This window comes from Kitasatospora sp. NPDC047058 (assembly GCF_040643935.1).
Classification (GTDB): domain Bacteria; phylum Actinomycetota; class Actinomycetes; order Streptomycetales; family Streptomycetaceae; genus Kitasatospora.
The window spans coordinates 1-1,708 of the sequence record NZ_JBEYVJ010000802.1; the positions used below are offsets into that span (position 1 = coordinate 1).

At 72.3% G+C, this 1,708-nt stretch carries 1 protein-coding gene and 1 pseudogene; one reads left to right on the forward strand and one right to left on the reverse strand.

Annotation, left to right across the window (positions count from 1 at the left end; genetic code table 11):
* Window positions 1–431: pseudogene (locus tag ABZ885_RS40635) on the forward strand (hypothetical protein); the annotation flags it as partial.
* A 45-nt stretch (window positions 432–476) separates the two neighbouring features.
* Here ABZ885_RS40635 and ABZ885_RS40640 read toward each other — a convergent pair.
* Window positions 477–1,388, reverse strand: a complete 912-nt coding sequence (locus tag ABZ885_RS40640; protein WP_360200163.1) for a hypothetical protein — start codon at window positions 1,386–1,388, stop codon at window positions 477–479.
* Between the last annotated feature and the right edge of the window lie 320 nt (window positions 1,389–1,708).

Sequence of the window (1,708 nt, forward strand, 5' to 3'; positions counted from 1 at the left end):
CGCCGCTGGAGGCCCATGCACCACCGCTTGGTGATCACGAAGACCACCACCGGCACCACGAAGAATCCAAGGTCAAGGAGCTCACCGTCTACCCCGGCTACGCCATGGCGCAGGTCCCGACGGCCGACGGGCGCAGCTACGACTGGTACGACTACCGGGACGGCAAGACCACCCGCCGTGTCGGCGGCACCATGGGCAAGGACAAGCCGGTCGACCTCTCCCAGTACGACTGGAACGTCCTGCCCGACCTGCTGAAGTCGGCCGGCACCCTCCTCAAGGTCTCCAACCCGACCAGCCGTTACCTGATCATCGGCCCGGACAGCGACGGCTCCCCGTCCATCCGGGTCTACCTCTCGGACGAGTACGGCCACACCGGCTTCTTCTGGGCCGACCCGAAGGGCAAGATCGGCCGCACCTACCCGTCCGACTGACCGCCACCCGGTCGACGCGTGTTCGGCGTCGCCGCCGGGCCCCGGTCAGTCGACGGGCAGGGTGAACTCGGCGGTGTGCAGCTGCCCCGCGGTCTGGAACTGGAGGTGGACCCGCCAGTTGCCCGGTTCGGCGAACAGGGCCTGGAAGGTCAGGGTGGGCCCGCCGTGGTCCCCGTTCACCGGGTTCGCCGGGTGGAGGTGGGCCAGCGCCTGGTCGCCTTCGTGGAAGGCGCTGAGGTGGGCGTAGCTGTCCAGGTAGGGCTGGAGGTCCGTGACCGGCCGGCCGTCCTGGCTGATCGTGGCGACCAGTTGGTGCGCGCCGGCCATCGGCCGGGCGTTCAGGGTGACGGTGTAGCCGTCGACGGTGGTGCTGTCGCTCGGCGCGGGCAGCGGCACTGGGGCCTCCTGGCCGGGCACCGTGAGGGTGCGGCTGAGGACGAGCTCCGTGGCGCGGGTGCCGGTGTGCGGGATGAAGTCGGCGTACAGCCGCCAGGTGCCCGGGGTGAGGGCGGCGAGGTCGGCCGTCCAGGTGCCGTCGTCGGCCATGTCCGGGTGCAGGTGCTGGAAGCCGGTGAGGTCGGTGCGGATCGCGTAGAAGTGCAGCTTCTTGGTCTGGTGGACGGTGAAGTCGGTGACCGGCGAGCCGCCGGGGCCGGTGATGGTGAACTGGAAGGCCGTCGGCCGCCCGGCCGCCACACTGCACGTCGTGGCGTTCAGCCGGTAGCCGTCCTGCTCGGCGGCGAGGCCGCGGGCGGGGCCCTGGGAGGTGTCCGCCGGGGCCGCCATCCTGGGCATCCCCGGCATCCCGGCCTTCCCCGGCCTGCTCGCCGTCGCGGCCCGCGGCGGACCGGAGGGAGCCTCCGGGACGGTCGCCGCCATCCCGAGGACGAGGAGCGTGGGCACACAGGACGCGAGCAGCCTGTGCCGGGAGAGCGGACGGGAGGGAGGTGTGGTCATCGGCAGGTCTTCTCCGTAGCGGGTGCGCCGTGGCGGGCGCCGTACGCAGCCGAGCGGTTCGGCCTCACTACTACAGGAGACCGGTGACGGGGCGTGCGATAACCGAAAGCCGCGAGGGGAACGCCGGAGGGTGCCCCGGGCCGGTCCGCACGCTGCGTTCCGGCCCGCGCGTCGCCGTGTGCCGGTGCGTCACTGCCGGGCGGTGACGCTGCCTTCTGCCACCATCCGGGGATGGACTCACCCGAGACCACGCAGATCGGGGTGGCGCCGCCGGCCAGCGCGTACTGGGTGGCGTAGGAGCCGAGGCCGCCGCTGGCGCC

Excerpts from the sequence above, each read along its gene's own strand:
- ABZ885_RS40640 (WP_360200163.1), bottom strand. The coding sequence starts at position 1,388 with ATGACCACACCTCCCTCCCGTCCGCTCTCCCGGCACAGGCTGCTCGCG.